Below are 15,860 nucleotides of genomic sequence, written 5' to 3'. Positions count from 1 at the left end.
CGATGTCGGCGAAGTTCGTCCTGCACCCCGAGGACCTGTCGGTGGTGGTGGCCTCCAACCTCAACGCCGACATCCTCTCCGACCTCGGCTCCGCCCTGGCCGGCAGCCTCGGCCTGGCGGCCAGCGCCAACCTCAACCCCGACCGCCGGTTCCCGTCGATGTTCGAGCCGGTCCACGGATCGGCCCCCGACATCGCCGGCCAGGGCCTGGCCAACCCGATCGGCGCGATCGGCAGCGCCGCGCTCATGCTGGAGCACTTCGGCCTGGCCGAGGAAGCGAGCCGGGTCCGGAAGGCCATCGAGGCCACCACCGGCAGCGGGCTGCTCACCCCCGACGTCGGCGGCACCGCCACGACCGACCAGATCGTCGAATCCGTCCTCGCCAACCTCTAGGGCTGTTCACGCATTGCTCTGCTTGGCGGTGCGGTCCGGGTGCTCCCGGGCCCGCGCCCGGGAGCACCGCCGTTCTCACCCGCTGAGCGAGCCCGTGGCCGCACTCAGGTGGCCCGCTGCGGCGGCCTCCAGGTGGACGAGGTCGCACGAGACGCTGGCGAAGGTGTAGCCCTGCGCCAGCCTGGGTCCGGCGGCGCTGCCGTCGGAGACGTGGAACCCGGCGGCGATGCCGGCTTCCGCCGCGGCCCGCTGGACCTGCTCCACGGCGGCCTCGAACTCCTCGGCCACCTCGGGGTCTCCCGGGTGGGAACCGCCGACGGCCAGGCACAGGTCCGCGGGGCCGACGTAGACGCCGTCGAGCCCGTCGGTCGCGCAGATCTCGCGGACGTTGGCCAGGCCCTGCGGGGTCTCGATCATCGCGATCACCAGCGTCGACTCATCCGCCTCGGCCGGTCGTGGACCGACGCGCAGGCCCGATCGCATCGGGCCGTAGGAGCGGCGCCCGCGCGGCGGGTAGCGGGTGGCCTCGACCGCTGCCGCGGCGTCCTCGGGCGTGTCCACCAGCGGGACGATGACGCCCGCGGCCCCCGCGTCGAGGGCGCGTCCGATCTCGGCGGGCTCGTTGCGCCCGACGCGGACCAGGCCCTTCGCGCCGCCTGCGGCGTCGATGGCCAGCATCGCGTTGAGCATGCCGGAGTAGCCGATCAGCCCGTGCTGGACGTCCACGACCAGGTAGTCGTAGCCCACCCGCGCGATCCTCTCGGTGGCCGCCGGGGCGTCCAGCGCGATCCAGTACCCGACGAGCTTGTCCCGAGCGCGCAGCTTGCGCGCGAATTCGGCTGCGGACACAGCGGTTCCTCCTGGCGGTGGTGAATCACGGGCGAGACGCGGCATCGCGCTCGCTCCTGTTCCTACCGATCCGCACACCGCGTTCCAAACCCGCGCGCGGCACCGCAACCCGGCCGGGGGCGTTCGCCAGGGATTCGGCCAGTGCGAACCAGAACTGCCCACGTCCGCGTCAGGTCCGCGCGGGGGGATCACAGCCCGAGGAGGGAGATGACCGAGACGAGCGCCAGGCCCACTACAGCGAGTGCACCCGAGGCGACCGCGAGCCGCTGCGCCACGACCTTCCGGCCGGCCATCACGGCCGCCGTGCCGACCATCAGAGCGAGCGGGATCAGCACTGCGCACAGCAGGTCAAGAGGCGCCATCGCCCGATCCCTCCCCGTAACGGCGGCGTTAACTGCGGTCGGCGGCCACCAAACTAACGATCAGGGGAGCCACCGTCCACACCTCACGGTGGGTGACTTCGGGCACTTGGCGCGAAAACGCCGATCCGGCCGCGGCCGAGCAACGGGGCGGCCGGACCGGTGCGAGAGGCGTCAGCTGGGCGTCGGCAGCGACCGGCTGATGATCTCCTTCATGATCTCGGTGGTCCCCGCGTAGATCTGCTGCACGCGCATGTCGGTGAACACCCGGGCCACCGGGTACTCCTCCATGTAGCCGTAGCCGCCGAACAGCTGCAGGCACTGGTCGGCGACCTTCATCGCGCGCTCCGAGCACCAGTACTTGACCATCGCCGCGGTCGGGATGTCGAGCTCGCCCTTGACGTGGAGCTCGATGCACTCGTCCAGGAACGACCGCGCCACGCGCGCCTCGGTGGCGATCTCGGCCAGCTCGAACTTGGTGTTCTGGAACTTGAAGATCGGGCGCCCGAAGGCCTCGCGGGAGTGGACGTACTGCAGGGTCTCCTCCAGCACGAACTCCATCGCCGCGACGCAGGCGACGCCGACGATGAGCCGTTCCTGGGGCAGCTGCGTCATCAGCTGGATGAAGCCCTCGCCCTCCTTCTCGCCGAGCAGGTTCGAGGCGGGGACCCGGCAGTCGTCGAAGAACAGCTCGCAGGTGTCCTGACCCTTCATGCCGATCTTGTCCAGCACCCGGCCGCGCTTGAAGCCGGAGGTGTCGGTCGGCACGATGACCAGCGAGATCCCGGAGGCGGCCTCCTCCGGGTCCGTCTTGGCGGCCACGAGCACGACGTCGGCCTGGTAGCCGTTGGTGATGAAGGTCTTGGCCCCGTTGACCACGTACTCGTCGCCGTCGCGGATCGCCTTGGTGGCGATGCCCTGCAGGTCCGAACCCGTTCCCGGCTCGGTCATCGCGATGGCGGCCACGGACTCGCCGCTGGCCAGCTTCGGCAGCCATTCCCGCTTCTGCGCCTCGGTGCCGTAGGCCAGCAGGTAGTGGGCGACGATGCCGCTGTGCAGGGACGCGCCCCAGGAGCTGTCGCCGACGCGGCCCTGCTCCTCGATCAGCACGGCCTCGTGCGCGAAGGTCCCGCCGCTGCCGCCGTACTCCTCCGGGATGGACAGGCACAGCAGGCCGATCTCGCCGGCCTTGGTCCACAGCTCGCGGTCGACCTGCTTGTTGGCGATGAACCGCTCGACGTTCGGCTTGATCTCCTTCTCGGCGAAGGCGCGCGCGAGACCGCGCAGGTCGTCGAGCTCCTCGGTCATCCAGGGAGAGCGGCGAGAGGGCACAGCGGATCCTTCCGTTACGGAACGACGGAGTACTGGATACAGGTTGTAGCACGCGGCGGGAGCTGGGTACAAGGTGTATCAGCAGGTACGGTGTCGGCCGTGGTGAATGTGGCGCGCTGGGTGGACTCCACGGTCCGACGCAGGTCGGTGAAGCAAGCCCTCGACAGCGACTCGCGGCGCGCGCAGATCGTCTCCGCCGCCGTCGAGGCGATCGACGAGATCGGACCGCAGGCCGGGATGGCGCAGATCGCCGACCGCGCAGGACTGCCCCGCCCCAACGTCTACCGGCACTTCGCGAGCAAGGACCAGCTCGACGCCGAGGTCACCCGCTTCGCCGCCACCGAGCTCATCCGCCGCGTCCGGCCCCACCTCACCCGCGCCGGAACGCCGTTCGAGGTGATCCGCGGGATCGTCGCGGCCAGCATCGCCTGGGCCTCCGAGCACCCGAACCTCTACCGGTTCATCGCCGCCCAGCAGCAGACCAAGGCGCTGCACCGCGCGCGCATGGGCCGCACCCGCTTCCTCAACGAGATCGTCGAGGCGATGCGCGCCTACCTGCACGCCGCCGAACTGCCCGCGTCCCCGCCGGACGGCGTCCTCGCCGGTCTGATGGGCATGGTCGACGCCAGCATCATCTGGTGGCTCGACCACCACGACGAGACCGAGGACCAGCTCGCCGACCGGGTCTCCCGCCAGATCGCCGTGGTCCTCATCGAACTCCTCGCCCAACTCGGCATCGACATCCCCGACGACCAGATCTTCCGCCCGAACCCATGACCACCACGCGCTCCCCCTGGAGGAGCTGCGCGGATCACGGGTCGGCGGCTCGCACGGGGTGAGGCGAGCGGCGTCCTGGAGTTAGGGCACGGGGGAGGAGATTCACCCTGATCGAGTGGTCTTTGCGATTTCAATGGAACTCGGGTGTCGGATTTCAATGGAAATCAGAGACCCGACTTCCATTGAAATCGCGTCACGCGGACTGGAGTCGTGGCCTGTCCGGGTGCCGCGCCACGTGAGGGCTACCCGGCCGGGGTGAGGAGGACCGGGAGGGATTCGAGGTCGTTCTGCGTGAGGACCGGGCGGTGGCGGAGCTCGGTGTCGGCGACCGCGAGGCGCAGGTGCGGGAACCGGCCGAAGAGGGCGGGAAGGCGGTGGAGGCTTCCAGCCTCGCCAGCGCGGCTCCGGGGCAGATGTGGGGGCCGTGGCCGAAGGTCGTGTGCTTGGCACGAGTCGGGCGGGCGGGGCGGCGTCGGGACCGTGCTCGCGGCGGTCGCGACCGATCGCCCGGTAGGACATCACCACGCCCTCCCCCTCGCCGATGGTGCGCTCGCCGACCGCGACGTCCTCGGTGGCGAAGCGCATCAGCAGGTGGGTCACCGGCGGATCCCAACGCAACGTCTCGTCGATGACCGCGTTCCAGGTGAGATCACCGGCCAGGACCTGGCTCAGCAGACCCGGATTCGCCAGCAGTGCCCGCACCGCGTTGACGATCAGGCTGACCGTGGTCTCGTGACCGGCGGCGACCATCGCGGTCAGGATGCCGACGACCTCCTCCTCGCTGAGCGGTTCGCCTTCGTCGGCGCGCATGAGCGCGCTGGTCAGGTCGTCGGCCGGCTCGGTCGAGCGGGCGCGCACCATGCCGGTGAACACGGCGTTGAGCTCCGCGATCACCGACAGCCGCTCGTCCTGCGGCGTGCGCAGGGAGAAGAACGCCGACCAGAGCTCGTGCTGGCGCGGGCGCAACTCCTCGTCCACGCCCATCAGGACGCTCACCACGGTCATCGGCAGCGGCGCCGCGAAGCAAGCCTTGAGGTCGACCGGACCGTCCGCGCGCAAGCCGTCCAGCAGCCGAGCGGTGACGTCCTCGATCACCGGGCGGAGCCGTGCGAGCCTGCGCGGCGTGATCGCCTGGGCCGTCTTCGACCGCAGCCTGCGGTGCTCCGGTCCGTCCACTGTGAACATCGAGCGGCCGGGGTCGACCATGCCGATCAGCGGCCACTCGCGCGTGACCGCGCCTGACCGCCACTCTCGCCACCGGCCGATGTCCTTGACCAGGCGCGGATCGTTGAGCAGACGTCGCGCCTCGCCCTGCCCGGTCACGGCCCACACCGGGACGCCGAGCAGGTCGACGCGCGCCAGCCGTCCGGCCGCGCGCAGCGCGCTGGTCTCGCCGTCGATGTCGCGCACGAGCGGATCGATCGCGAACGGGCAGTGCATCACCCACCTCCCCCAGGGGGTTTCGCACCCAGCGCAGCGCGGGCCGGGGGCGGGTGTCAAGCCTCGCCACCCGTTCCGCCCAGCGACCGGTCGTGCGGGCGAAAGACCACCTCTCCGAGCAGGGCGTCTCTCGAACGCACCCGCCCCGGCGCGGAAGGTGCGACGACCGTCCGGCGCCTACTCGCAATTCAGGTTATTCTCGTTCCACTGCACTGTGTTTCATCGTCTAGTGTGGATGGTGCTGGGTGGATCGCTGCGTTGCTCAGGGGCGGATGAAGACTCGCTTCGACCGGTGGGATCGCGACCGGACCGGGGGGCTGATCCGGGGCGACTTCGAGCGCGAGGCGCTGCGGATCGCCGAGGCCTTCGGTGTGGGCGCGGAAACCCCGGCGGCGATGCGGCTCCGCGCCGCGCTGCGGGGGCTCTTCGAGCTCTGCGCCGATCACGCCGGGGTGTCGCCCGCCGGGGCCATCAGCGAGGTGCAGTTCGTGAAGGTGTCCGAGGACCTGATCTTCGAGCAGGGCGAGGCCGCGTTCAACCGGGCGCTGCGCCCCGTCGTGGCCGGCGTGATCGGGGTGTGCGACCGGGACGGCGACGGGCGGGTCGACCGCGAGGAGTTCGTCCGGTGGCTGACCGCGCTCGGCCTCGACGACACCGCAGCCGACGAGGCCTTCGAGCACATCGCCCCCGACGGCGCGGAAGCGCTGTGCCAGGACGAACTCCTCGCGGCGATCCGCGACTACCACTACGGCCGGCTGGAGGTCGAGCTCATCGCGGGCTGACCTGCCGCGAAGTGCTCCGCGGCGAGCGCGGTGACGGTGCGCCGGCACACCTTCCCCGTCGGCGCCAGCGGCAGCTCCGGCATTCGCAGCAGGTACTCCGGGAGCTTGCTCCGCTCCACCCCCCGGTCCGCCTCCAGGAACTCCACGACCTCCGCCAGCGACAGCTCGTCGCTCCCGGACGCCTGGCTGATGCAGGCGCACAGCCGCTCCCCCAGCTCGTCATCCGGAACGGGCACGCACGCCACGTCCACCACGGCCGGATGCGCGACGATCTCCCGCTCCACCTCGGCCGGGCTGATGTTGAGGCCGCCGCGGAGCACGACCTGCTCCAACCTGCCGAGCACGTGCAGCCGGCCGAGCTCGTCCAGCACTCCCCGGTCCCCGCTGCGCACCCACCCGCCCCGGGTGCGGCGGCGCGCGTCGAGTTCGGGGGCCGCGACGTGGCACAGCGGCGTCATCGGTCCGCGCGCCCAGATCTCCCCGGGTTCGCCCGGCCCGGCGTCTCGGCCGAGCTCGTCGACGACGCGGATCTCGGCGACGGCCGGATCAGGGAGCCCAGCACCCGATCCGTTGCCGGTGCCGGTGCGCGCGGTGTGGCAGTTGACGCCGTCGGAGGAGCCGTAGACGGTGATGACGCGGGTGCCGAACCGGCGGGTGCAGGCACGCGCCGTGACGTCCGACAGCGGCGCGGCGCTGGAGACCACCCCGCGCAGGCTCGACAGGTCCTCGCCCGCCTCACCTGGGTGCTCGGACAGCCGCCGCAGCATCGTGGGCACCCCGAACAGGTGGGTGGGCCGGTGCCGGGTGATCGCGCGGAGCACCTCACCCGCGTCGAAGCCGCGCTGCAGGACGGCGGTCGCCCCGAGCGCGGCGATGCCCACGTGCGTGACGAGCGAGCCGTAGGACGACGAGAGCTTCATCAGCACCAACGCCCGCATCGGATCCTCGCCGCAGCTCAGCTCGCGGACGTAGTTGGCGCGTCCGCCGGTCATGGCGTTGTGCGAGTAGGCGATCATCTTCGGCTCCAACTGGGAACCCGAGGTGACCAGGATGCGCACCGGCGCTTCGGGGTCGAGCTCCGGCGGGTGCCAGTCGGCTCCGCTGTCGAGGTCGTCGAAGAAGAACGAGCGCAGTTCGGGCAGCCCGGCCACGACCTCGACGTCGGCCGGATCGGCGAAAACCGCTGCGGCTGCGCGGGATCTGCTCAGCAGGCTGCGCAGGTCCTTGGTGCCGCGCCCATCGGGGCAGGGCAGGGTGACGGCGCCGATGGCGGCGAGAGCGAGCTCGGCGACGACCGTCCGCCAGCCGTTGGGCATCCGGATGCCGATGATGTCACCCGCGCCGAAGCCCTCCGCGCTCAACGCGGCGGCCACGCGCCGCACCTCGTCGTCGAGTCCCCGGTAGTCCAGCACCACCTCGCCGTCGATGACGGCCTCGCGGTGCGGGTGCGCGCGCACCCGGTCGGTGAACTGGGCGTAGACCGCCCGGTCCGGGCACACGCCCTGCTCCACCCAGTGGCGGCGCAGTTCGGCGGGCACCAGGTCGCGGATCTCGACGCCGTTGCGGGACGTCCAGGTCATGCGAACTCCCAAGGAGGCTGTGGTGAGACGTGCGTGCTGTGGTGGAGGGCTCGCTTGAACCGCGGGTCGCTGGCCAGTTCCCGCAGGTCGGTGCACACCGGTGTGCCGTCGGGCAGCACCGGCCGGTCGTCGCGCAGCACGAACCGGCTCTGACCGGTCGAGGTCCGGGGGATCACGCCCGCCGCCGAGTACAGGGAGCTGTCCACGCGGGCACCCAGCCCGGTGCGCTCCCGCCGCAGCAGGGCTCCGAGAACACCTGCCGCGCAGACGAGTCCGCCCATGACGTCGGTGAGCGTCATCAGCGACGGCGCGCGGTGCGGGTCGACCGCCGCCGCAAGCCCGCTGTGCGCCTGGACCAGGAAGTCGGTCCCCAGCGGCGGATCCGGCCACGGCAACGGCGACCAGCCCGACGACCAGGCGAACACCAGCCCCGGCCTGACGCGGGCGAGCTCGTCGGCGTCGAGGCCGCAGCGCTCGGCGCGGCCCGGCGCCCAGTTGTGCGTGAACACGTCCGCACCGGCGACGAGTTCGCGCAGCTCCGCCTGCCCGGACGGGCTCTTCAGGTCGATCTCGGTGGTGCGCTTGCCGTCGTTGAGCGCCCGGAACCGGGCCGAGCAGCCTCCCGAGATCGGTGGGACGCCGCGCATCGGGTCACCGCCCGGTGGTTCGACGCGGATGACCTCGGCCCCCAGCATGCGCAGCACGTGCCCGGCCAACGGTCCCTGGATCCGGCTGGTCGACTCGACGACGACGATCCCCGCCAGCGGCTCGCCGCCGGGCCAGGGACGCGCTCGAGCGGTTCCGGGGAGGTCGCGGAAGGTGCAGGCCGCAACGGTGGTCGGCTGGTCCGGCTCGTCGCGGACCGGCAGCACGCTCACCCCGGCCTGCTCGCCGAAGCGCAGCAGGTCCCGGAGCGGGAACCGGCGCGCGCACGCGAACAGCGAAGCGGGCAGCGCGCAGGAGGCGGTGGCGAAGCGCTGCTGGAACGGCCACCAGCCCGCCGCGACGTCGGCGGCGTTCGCGCCGAGATCGCTCCAGAAGCGCCGCCAGCCTTCGGGGTGCAGGGATTCGACCTCGAACCGGATGCCTTCGCGCGACCGGAACGGTGGTCGCGGGCCGGATTCCCAGCGCTGCGCCGGGTCGTCGTCGGCGGTGGCGACCGCGAGGTGCTGGCCGATCGACAGCAGGGCCGCCTGGGCGACCGAGGTGCGCACCGATTCGATCCGCGCGCCGCGCACCCGCGCCAGCTCGGCCGTCAGCACCCCCTGCGCGGCGAGGACTCCGGCGACCGCGGAGGCGTAGTCGACGCCGAGCCGTCGCGGTCCGCCGGAGGCGCGGCCGTGGACGTGCATGATCCCGCAGGCCGCCTGCACCGCGGACTCGTCGCGCAGCGCCACCTCCACCGGTCCCGACCAGTCGACGTCGCACCAGACGGCCGGGGCCTCGCCGAACTCGCGGAGCAACCCGGCGGCCACGCGCTCGGCGATCACGAGCGCTTCCTGCCCTGCACCGAGTGCAGCACGCTCGACGAGGCGCGGAAGTCCGGGTCGCGCATCACCTCGCGCACCCTGGTGAGCTCCGCATCGGTCATCCCGGCCGCCACCAGCCCGTCCCGCAGCTGGTAGGTGTGGTTGTACTGCAGGGCCAGCTCGGGCGAACCGGCGTGCCGCGAACCGATGTGCGGACGCGGGTCGACGTCGACGAGTCCGACGGCGCGCATCGCACCCGCGACCTCGCGACCCCACTCGGGATCACCGCCGCGGGAACGCATGTGGCTGGTCTTGGCGGCGAGGAACTTCTCGTACAGCGCCGCGTCCGCGGCCAGCAGCACCGGCTCGTAGGCGGTGTCCAGCTCGTCGATCTGCAGCCAGCCACCGGGTTTCAGCGCGTCGGCGAGCTTGCGCACCGCCTCGTTCCGCTGCGGGACGTGCTGCAGCACCATGCGGGCGACGATCAGGTCGAAGCGCGCGGTGGGCAACGGGTCGCTCGCGATGTCGTGCTCCGCGACGGTCAGGTTCGGGTGCGCGCTGATGCCGCCGGGCTCGATGTCGGTGGCCAGCACGCTGCCGGTGGGGGCCACGCGCTCGACCAGCCAGCGGGCGACGCTGCCGTGCCCGGCGCCGACCTCCAGGCAGTGCCAGCCGTCGGTGACCCCGGTGGCGGCCAGGCGCTCGGTGGTGATGCGGTCGTAGGCGGCTGCGAGGCACCGGTGCTGTTCGGCGCTGTGCGCGTCGTGGTTGCTGAAGACGTAGGTCTGGGTCATGTCCACCGCCCGGTTCCGTAGGTGTTCGCGCTGCCGGTGAGCCGGTTCAGCAGTTCGAGCCTGCGCACCTTCCCGGTTCCGGTGCGCGGAACGTCGTCCCAGGTCAGCACCACCGGCTCGGCCATCGCAGGCAGTCCGTGGGCGGCGTGCCGCCAGGCGTGGGCGGACAGCTCGCCGTCGGCGGTGACCACGACCGGCAGCGGCGGCTGGTCGGCGCGGGCGAGCAGCACGCATTCCAGCGCCCGCGGGAGCCGCTCTTCGAGGGCGTCCTCGGTCGCCAGGCAGCTGGTGTCGGGCGCGCAGTCGACCTCGCGGTCCACGAGGTGGACGCTGCCGTTCCGGCCGCGGATCCCGAGATCGCCGGTGTTCCACCAGCTTCCGGACTTCTTGGCCGCGAAGCGCTCGGACTCGCCCAGGTAGTCCAGGCACAGCGCCCGGGTCCGGGCGAGCACCAGTCCCGGTTCACCGGGCCGGACGGGCTGGAAGGTGCCGGGATCCACCACTTTCAGCCGGGTCTTCACCGGCATGGGCCGTCCCACCGGGTGGGCCTGGACGCGGCGTCGCCGCACCGACCCGCGGTGGTGCAGCCGGAAGGTCAGCGGACCGGTCTCGGTCTGGCCCCACCCGTCTATCCACAGTGGATTGTCGTGCTCGCTGGCCTTGAGGTAGGCGCGCAGCGTGGCCGGGTGCACGGCGTCGTAGGTGCTGATGAACAGGCGGACCCGTCCGAACGGGTTCGCCAGCCTCCTGGTCAGCGGTTTCAGCCGCACGAACGCCGAAGGCAGCCCTTCCACCACGGTCGGGCGGTGCCGCCGCAGCAGCGGATCCACCTGGCTCGGTTCCTGCGAGGTCAGGACGACGATCTCAGCCGGTGCGGTGCTGAGGGCCACGGCCGTCCAGCAGAAGGTGCGGCCGTGGGCGTAGGCGCTCGCGGTGGCCACGACGTCGTCGCGCCGCAGGCCCACGACGGGGGTCGGGAGCGCTTCGAAGCGGGCGAGGTTGCCGATGATCGTCCGGGTGGAGTGCACGACGAGCTTGGGCACGCCGGTGGTGCCGGAGGTGTGGGTGATCACCAGCGGCTCGTCGTCACCTCGCCGGTGCGCGGCCGGCGCCGCGCTGCCGCGCAGGTCGTCGAGGGCTATCGCCCCCGGCGCGGGCCCAGTGCTCACCGTCGCGCGGGCGAACGCGGCCAGGTCCACGCCCTCGTCGGTCGCGCGTGCGAGCACGCCCGGCGTGGTCACCAGGACGTCCGGTTCGAGGCGCTTGAGCAGCGTCGACGCAGTCTCGGCGGGCAGGTGCGCCGAGAGCTTCGCCGGGACCGCGCCGGTGCGGACGGCGGCGCAGGCGAGCAGGTCGACGTCCCAGTGGTCGTCCTTGAGGATCGCCACCCGACCGCCCGGGCGGGCACCGGCGGCCCACCACCAGCCGGAGGCGGCGCGCACGAGTTCCGCGAGCGCGGGCACGTCGTAGCTGGTGCCGCCGTCGGGTGCGATGTCGAAGGCCCGGTCCAGGTGCACCCTGGTCGGGTGCCCCCGGGATGCGGCTCGGTCGAAGAGCACGCCCATGTCGTGCGGTCGCAACGCGAACTCCTTCCGTCAGGCCGGGATCGGCGAGCCGAGCCTGCTGAGCGTGCGGGACGCGGCCAGCGCGGCCGTGCGGACGGCGCCCTCGCTGTAGGGGCGCAGCTCCACCCAGTCCCCGGCGTAGTCCACCGGCCCGATCTCTCGCGCCCGGAAACCCGGCAGGGCCGCGAGGGCTCCCGGGGTGCATTCGGGCAGCGCGTGCCGGTGGCGGTGCACGCGCGCCTCCCCGCTGATCGGGACGTAGCGCTGCACCGCCCTGGTCACCCGCGAGACGACCTCCTGGTCTTCCGCGTCGAGGAGTCGCGGGGTGCTGTCGGCGTTGACGACGGCGGTCACCAGTCCCCTGCCCTCCGGGACGCGTCCCGGGGTCTTCAGGTGGTCGAAGAGGATCCCCGCCAGCTGTTCCTCCTGCGCGCGCGGGGTGATCAGCAGGTAGGGCTTGCCGGGCAGTTCCACCGGGTCGTCGAGCAGGAACGACACCTTGATCGCCGAGGAGAACGTGCACCGGGCGAGGAATTCCGCCTCCGCCGCAGGCGGGTTGGCGTGCAGCGCGGCGGCCACGGGCGCGGGCACGCACAGCAGCACCTGCCGCGCGGTCACCACGTCGCCGCCGACGCGCAGCCGGGCTCCCGCACCGTCCCCGACGACCTCGGTCACCCGCTGCCCGGTGACCACGTCGAGCCCGTTCGCCATGCGCAGGCAGGGCGCGTCCATGCCGTCGCGGTAGGTCCGCCAGGTCGCGGTGTCCCCGACGGCCTGGTGCGTGCCGAGCAGCACCGCCGCCGACGACCGCTCCGGATCCCACAGGCAGAACGACGCTGCGGGCTGGAGCAGGTAGTCGTGCACGTCGGGGTGGAGTCCGCGGGCGAGCTCGGCGATGGTGACGCCGCCGAGCTCCGACGCCTCGGGGCGATCCGGGTCGACCCGCGTCCGCATCCGCAGCAGGTCCAGACGTGCGCGCACCGACAGCCCCGCGCCGGTGATCAGGCCGCGCGCGGAACCGAAACCGGGCCGCACCTTCCCGTCTCGCCACATCGCGACGGGACCGCCGAGCGGCGACACGTCCTCCACGCGGAAGTCCAGTCGCCGCAACAGGTCCCAGGTCGCGGGGTAACCGCGCGGGGAGATCTGCTCGGCGCCGGTGTCGATGGTGTACCCGCCGGTCCGAACGGTGGCCATGCGTCCGCCGACCCGGTCGGCGGCTTCGAAGACGCGCACGTCCAGACCGGCGTTGCGCAGCTCTCGCGCGGCGGTGAGCCCGGCGATGCCGGCACCCACGACGGCCACGTCCACGTCCGGGCTCATCCGAGGACCACCAGGACGTTCGCCAGCACCAGCAGCGCCACGCAGGTGCGGTGCGCGGTGAAGCCGAGCTTGCGGGCGCGCATGATGTCGCAGACCGCGAAACCCAGGTGGAACTGCTGCGCCCGCAGCACCGCGACCGGCGCCATCAGCAGCACGAACCACCACGGCGCGATCCCGCTCAGCGACGCCAGCGCGGCCAGCAGGAACTCACCCGCGGACAGCGCGCCGACGAATCGCGCGTTGCCCCGCCGCGAGGTCAGCGCCGCGACCGTCGGCCGGCCGACCGCCCGGTCCCCGTCGACGTCGTTGGTGTTCGAGTACACCCCGAACATCAGCGGTCCCATCCCGAACAGCACCGCCTGCACCAGCACGAACCCCGAGAACTGCCCGGTGATCAGGCCGTGCGGCGCGAGGACCAGGGTCGCGCCCAGCACCACGAGGAACACCTCCTGGAACCCGCGATAGCTGAGCTTGAGCCCGTAGGAGTACTGCAGCGCGGCCGCGAGCACCACGACCAGCAACACCACCGTCCACATCGGACTATGTGGCGCGGTCGCGATCGCCGCCGCCCACAGCAGCGCTCCGAGCACCGCCGCACCCCAGGCGAAGCGCAGGGCCTCGGCCTCGGTCAGGGTTCCGGCGACCAGCGGTTTGCGGAGCTTCTTGCGCAGCCGGTCGTCCGGGCCGTAGTTGACCAGGTCGCTGCCGTCGCGGAAACCGGTGATGTCGTCGAAGGCGACACCGGCCACGATCACCGCGACCTCACCGAGCAGGAACAGCAGCAGCGTCGCGGGCTCCTGCGGAGCGGCCGAAGCGACGATCAGGATGCCGAGGTAGTAGTCGTAGACGTCGAACTTGCCGAGCCTCAGGTAGCTGCGGAACCGACTCTCCGAACCGGTTCCGACGACCTCAGCGGACATGCCGGTCACCTCCCGCGAACTCGCGGACGGCGTCGGCGACGCGCTCCACCTCGGCGTCGGTGAGGTGCGGGTAGATCGGCAGCGCCAGGATCCGGGCGCACGCGCGCTCGGCGTTCGGCCACCGCTCGCCCACCGGCGCGCACCGGGCGAACGCCGGCTGCTCCGGCAGCGGCTGCGGGTAGTACACGTGCGAGCCGATCCCCCGCTCGGCGAGGAAGTCGCGCAGCTCGTCCCGCCGGTCGCACTGCACGCAGTAGACGTAGTAGCACCGCCCGTCGCGGCCCGCCGGCGGCGGGACGAGGCCGGGCAGCGAGCTGAACCGCTCGGTGTAGTGCTCGGCGATGCGGGCCCGCCGCTGCAGGCGCTCGGCGAAGCCGGCGTGGCGGTAGGCCTGGAAGGCGGCCTGGATCTCGTCGAAGCGGCTGTTCACACCCACCGCCTCGTGCACGAACCGCTCGCGCTGCCCGTGGTTGCGCAACATCCGCACCCGTTGCCCCAGCGCGGCGTCGCGGGTCACCACCGCGCCACCCTCCCCGGGCATGCCGAACGACTTGACCTGCACGAACGAGTAGACCCCCGCCTCGCCCCACAGGCCGGCCGGAGTGCCTTCCAGCACCGCGCCCTGCGCGACGGCGGAGTCCTCGATCAGCCGGACCCCGCGCGAGGCGGCGATGTCGGCGAGCCGGGGCATGTCGGCCATCACCGAGAACACGTGCGCGGGCATGATCGCCTTGGTCCGGTGGGTGATACGCGACGCCACGGCGTCGGGGTCGATGACCATCGTGCAGGGGTCGACGTCGGCGAACACCGGTTGCGCCCCGACCTCCAGCACCGCCGAGGCCAGCGGCGCGCACCCGAACGCGGGCACCACGACCTCATCGCAGCAGCCGACGTCCATCGCGCGCAGCACCAGGCCGAGCGCCGCCGTGCCGCTGCCGCAGGCGACCACGTCGGCCGCGCCGAGCTCCTCGCGCAGCAGGTCTTCGAATGCCCGGGTGTGCTCGCCGAGGATGAACTTCTGCTCCGGGGCGGTGCCGATCTCGCGGATCAGGTCGAGCATCACCTTGCGGTCGTTCTCGAAGAGGTCGGGCGGGAAGAACGGGATCTCCATCAGGGCCTCCCGGCGTAGAACTCGCGGATCGTCGCGCACACCCGGTCCACCTGCTCCGGCTCCAGGTCCGGGTGCAGCGGCAGGGCGAGCGCTCGGACGGCAGCGGCTTCGGCGCGCGGGAAATCGCCCCGCCGGTGCCCGTGCGCGGCGAAGCACGGCTGCAGGTGCAGCGGCAGCGGGTAGTAGGTCTCGGTGCCGATGCCGCGCTCGGCGAGGTGCGCGGCCAGCTCGTCGCGCAGCTCGGCCTCGATCAGGTGCACGTAGAACACCGGAGCGTCCCCGGGTTCGGGCATCCCCACGACGCCCTCGAGGCCCTGCCGGTAGCGCTCGGCGAGCTCGGCCCGGCGGGCGATGTCGTCGTCGAGGTGCGCGAGCTTGGCCAGCAGGACCGCGGCCTGGATGTCGTCCATCTTGCTGTTGGTGCCCGCCATCCCGGTCTCGGTGGAGATGGCCGGGAAGTCGTCCAGGGTGCGGCCGAAGCGCCCGTGGTGGCGGAGCCCGGCGACGACGTCGGCGACCCGCTCGTCGTCGGTGAGCACCGCACCGGCGTCGCCGATCGCGCCGAGCGTCTTGGCCGGGAAGAATGAGAGCACGCCCCCGGCACCGTGCAGACCCGCGTGCACACCGCCCTGCCGCATCCCGATGGCCTCGGCGCTGTCCTCGACCGCGGTCAGCTCGAGATCGCGCGCCACCTCGTTCACCGCACCCATGTCGGCCATCCGGCAGAACAGGTGCGCGGGCATCACGAACCGGCTCCGCGCGGTGGCCACCCGGGCGACCTCGGCCGGGTCCAGCGCGTAGGTGTCGCGGTCGATGTCGGCGAACACCGGCGTGCCGCCGGCCAGGACCACGGCCGAGGCGGTGGCGATGAACGAGTAGGCCGGGACGACCACCTCGTCACCCGGGCGAAGGCCGAGCGCCCGCAACAACAAGACCAAGGCGTCGGTTCCGCTGTTGACGCCGACGACCCGGCGCGCACCGGTATATTCCGCGAGCGCGGCTTCGAGCTCTCCGACCTGCTTGCCGTGGGAGAACTTCCCGTTGTCGAAGACGTCGGCGACGCGGGCGCTGATCTCCGGCCAGAGCCGTTCGAAGGTGCGCGCCTGGGTGAAGAAAGGAACCGGTTCTTCCGCAGTTCCCCCAACGAATTCCGTCCCGAGGGACACG

15 protein-coding genes are annotated in these 15,860 nt (G+C 72.2%); 3 read left to right on the top strand and 12 right to left on the bottom strand.

Translation table 11 applies throughout. The annotated features are described in order from the left end of the window. Positions 1-392, top strand: a 392-nt coding sequence (locus R4I43_RS08635; RefSeq protein WP_324265022.1) for an isocitrate/isopropylmalate family dehydrogenase, incomplete at its 5' end; no start/stop codon positions are given. Between the two features lie 75 nt (positions 393-467). On the opposite strand, the gene R4I43_RS08630 is transcribed toward R4I43_RS08635, so the two are convergent. The 3 genes from R4I43_RS08630 to R4I43_RS08620 all read right to left on the bottom strand — a co-directional run bounded on the left by R4I43_RS08630 (position 468) and on the right by R4I43_RS08620 (position 2,908). Further along, on the bottom strand, positions 468-1,241 hold the full coding sequence (locus R4I43_RS08630) for an HpcH/HpaI aldolase family protein (RefSeq protein ID WP_324265021.1): 774 nt from the start codon (positions 1,239-1,241) through the stop codon (positions 468-470). Between the two features lie 188 nt (positions 1,242-1,429). Next, positions 1,430-1,603 carry a hypothetical protein gene (locus tag R4I43_RS08625; protein WP_324265020.1) on the bottom strand — a complete coding sequence of 58 codons (174 nt, stop codon included), beginning with the start codon at positions 1,601-1,603 and terminating at the stop codon, positions 1,430-1,432. 171 nt (positions 1,604-1,774) lie between these two features. After that, positions 1,775-2,908: an acyl-CoA dehydrogenase family protein gene (locus R4I43_RS08620; protein ID WP_324265019.1), complete on the bottom strand. Its 1,134-nt coding sequence runs from the start codon at positions 2,906-2,908 to the stop codon at positions 1,775-1,777. A gap of 123 nt (positions 2,909-3,031) precedes the next feature. Between R4I43_RS08620 and R4I43_RS08615 the strand changes: the two genes are divergently transcribed. Continuing rightward, a complete protein-coding gene (locus R4I43_RS08615; protein ID WP_324265018.1) occupies positions 3,032-3,709 on the top strand; it encodes a TetR/AcrR family transcriptional regulator in 678 nt (225 codons plus the stop codon). A gap of 102 nt (positions 3,710-3,811) precedes the next feature. Here the strand turns inward: R4I43_RS08615 and R4I43_RS08610 are convergent, their stop codons facing one another. Beyond that, positions 3,812-5,149, bottom strand: coding sequence for a cytochrome P450 (locus tag R4I43_RS08610; protein WP_324265017.1), 1,338 nt, complete (start codon positions 5,147-5,149; stop codon positions 3,812-3,814). Between the two features lie 272 nt (positions 5,150-5,421). Between R4I43_RS08610 and R4I43_RS08605 the strand changes: the two genes are divergently transcribed. After that, positions 5,422-5,931 carry an EF-hand domain-containing protein gene (locus tag R4I43_RS08605; protein ID WP_324265016.1) on the top strand — a complete coding sequence of 170 codons (510 nt, stop codon included), beginning with the start codon at positions 5,422-5,424 and terminating at the stop codon, positions 5,929-5,931. Here the strand turns inward: R4I43_RS08605 and R4I43_RS08600 are convergent. Genes R4I43_RS08600 through R4I43_RS08565 form a run of 8 tightly spaced genes read right to left on the bottom strand, consistent with a single transcriptional unit; the run spans position 5,895 to position 15,859 of the window. Beyond that, a complete protein-coding gene (locus R4I43_RS08600; protein ID WP_324265015.1) occupies positions 5,895-7,511 on the bottom strand; it encodes a class I adenylate-forming enzyme family protein in 1,617 nt (538 codons plus the stop codon). The genes R4I43_RS08605 and R4I43_RS08600 overlap by 37 nt on opposite strands. Further along, positions 7,508-9,001, bottom strand: a complete 1,494-nt coding sequence (locus R4I43_RS08595; RefSeq protein WP_324265014.1) for a CoA transferase — start codon at positions 8,999-9,001, stop codon at positions 7,508-7,510. Before R4I43_RS08595 ends, R4I43_RS08600 begins: the two co-directional genes overlap by 4 nt. After that, on the bottom strand, positions 8,998-9,774 hold the full coding sequence (locus tag R4I43_RS08590) for a class I SAM-dependent methyltransferase (RefSeq protein ID WP_324265035.1): 777 nt from the start codon (positions 9,772-9,774) through the stop codon (positions 8,998-9,000). The genes R4I43_RS08595 and R4I43_RS08590 overlap by 4 nt, the downstream gene beginning before the upstream one ends. Next, entirely contained in the window at positions 9,771-11,354 is a 1,584-nt protein-coding gene (locus R4I43_RS08585) for a class I adenylate-forming enzyme family protein (RefSeq protein WP_324265013.1), read from the bottom strand. The genes R4I43_RS08590 and R4I43_RS08585 overlap by 4 nt, the downstream gene beginning before the upstream one ends. 15 nt (positions 11,355-11,369) lie before the next feature. Then, positions 11,370-12,662, bottom strand: coding sequence for a protoporphyrinogen/coproporphyrinogen oxidase (locus tag R4I43_RS08580; RefSeq protein WP_324265012.1), 1,293 nt, complete (start codon positions 12,660-12,662; stop codon positions 11,370-11,372). Next, positions 12,659-13,582, bottom strand: a complete 924-nt coding sequence (locus R4I43_RS08575; RefSeq protein ID WP_324265011.1) for a UbiA family prenyltransferase — start codon at positions 13,580-13,582, stop codon at positions 12,659-12,661. Before R4I43_RS08575 ends, R4I43_RS08580 begins: the two co-directional genes overlap by 4 nt. Continuing rightward, positions 13,572-14,693: a DegT/DnrJ/EryC1/StrS family aminotransferase gene (locus R4I43_RS08570; RefSeq protein ID WP_324265010.1), complete on the bottom strand. Its 1,122-nt coding sequence runs from the start codon at positions 14,691-14,693 to the stop codon at positions 13,572-13,574. The genes R4I43_RS08575 and R4I43_RS08570 overlap by 11 nt, the downstream gene beginning before the upstream one ends. After that, positions 14,693-15,859 carry a DegT/DnrJ/EryC1/StrS family aminotransferase gene (locus R4I43_RS08565; protein ID WP_324265009.1) on the bottom strand — a complete coding sequence of 389 codons (1,167 nt, stop codon included), beginning with the start codon at positions 15,857-15,859 and terminating at the stop codon, positions 14,693-14,695. The genes R4I43_RS08570 and R4I43_RS08565 overlap by 1 nt, the downstream gene beginning before the upstream one ends. Between the last annotated feature and the right edge of the window lies 1 nt (position 15,860).

Origin of the sequence: Saccharopolyspora mangrovi, from assembly GCF_035320975.1 — a bacterium.
Lineage (GTDB): Bacteria > Actinomycetota > Actinomycetes > Mycobacteriales > Pseudonocardiaceae > Saccharopolyspora > Saccharopolyspora mangrovi.
The sequence above is the reverse complement of the archived record's forward strand: the minus strand, read 5'-3'. Positions and strand labels throughout refer to the sequence as shown.

Coding starts and splice junctions, on each gene's coding strand:
- R4I43_RS08590 (WP_324265035.1), bottom strand. CDS start 9,774: ATGACCCAGACCTACGTCTTCAGCAACCACGACGCGCACAGCGCCGAA.
- R4I43_RS08600 (WP_324265015.1), bottom strand. CDS start 7,511: ATGACCTGGACGTCCCGCAACGGCGTCGAGATCCGCGACCTGGTGCCC.
- R4I43_RS08625 (WP_324265020.1), bottom strand. CDS start 1,603: ATGGCGCCTCTTGACCTGCTGTGCGCAGTGCTGATCCCGCTCGCTCTG.
- R4I43_RS08620 (WP_324265019.1), bottom strand. CDS start 2,908: ATGACCGAGGAGCTCGACGACCTGCGCGGTCTCGCGCGCGCCTTCGCC.
- R4I43_RS08575 (WP_324265011.1), bottom strand. CDS start 13,582: ATGTCCGCTGAGGTCGTCGGAACCGGTTCGGAGAGTCGGTTCCGCAGC.
- R4I43_RS08605 (WP_324265016.1), top strand. CDS start 5,422: ATGAAGACTCGCTTCGACCGGTGGGATCGCGACCGGACCGGGGGGCTG.
- R4I43_RS08570 (WP_324265010.1), bottom strand. CDS start 14,693: ATGGAGATCCCGTTCTTCCCGCCCGACCTCTTCGAGAACGACCGCAAG.
- R4I43_RS08580 (WP_324265012.1), bottom strand. CDS start 12,662: ATGAGCCCGGACGTGGACGTGGCCGTCGTGGGTGCCGGCATCGCCGGG.
- R4I43_RS08610 (WP_324265017.1), bottom strand. CDS start 5,149: ATGCACTGCCCGTTCGCGATCGATCCGCTCGTGCGCGACATCGACGGC.